The organism is Streptomyces violaceorubidus, assembly GCF_000717995.1.
GTDB lineage: Bacteria > Actinomycetota > Actinomycetes > Streptomycetales > Streptomycetaceae > Streptomyces > Streptomyces violaceorubidus.
The window spans coordinates 1-471 of sequence record NZ_JODM01000154.1 but is presented as its reverse complement, the minus strand read 5'-3'; the positions used below and the strand labels follow the sequence as shown (position 1 = coordinate 471).

At 70.3% G+C, this 471-nt stretch carries 1 protein-coding gene; it reads right to left on the bottom strand.

Features of this window, described 5'->3' with window-relative positions:
- Positions 1–8: 8 nt before the first annotated feature.
- Positions 9–471, bottom strand: a 463-nt coding sequence (locus IE94_RS36745; protein ID WP_037924879.1) for a phosphopantetheine-binding protein, incomplete at its 5' end; no start/stop codon positions are given.

Below are 471 nucleotides of genomic sequence, written 5' to 3'. Positions count from 1 at the left end.
ATCTACACCTAAGCCTTCGTCGGCAGCGTCAGATGTGTATAAGAGACAGTGCGGGGGGTGTGGTCGGTGGTGGTGGTGAGTCGGGGGGCGAGGGTGGCGGGGGTGGGGGCTTCGAAGAGGTCGCGGACGGCGGTTTCGGTGTGGAGGGTGGTGCGGATGCGGGAGACGAGGCGGGTGGCGAGCAGGGAGTGTCCGCCGAGGTCGAAGAAGCTGTCGTCGGGGCCGACGGCGGGCAGGCCGAGGAGGTCGGCGAAGAGGCCGCAGAGGAGTTCTTCCTGCACGCTGCCCGGGGCCCGCCGCACGGCCCCGGTGACACCGGCTGTGGCGGGGGTGGTGGTGGTGGGGGTGGGCAGGGCTTTGCGGTCGAGCTTGCCGTTCGGGGTCAGGGGGAGGGCGTCGAGGGTGACGAAGGAGGCGGGGATCATGTAGTCCGGCAGGAGTCCGGTGAGGTGTTCCCGCAGCTCCCGTGGG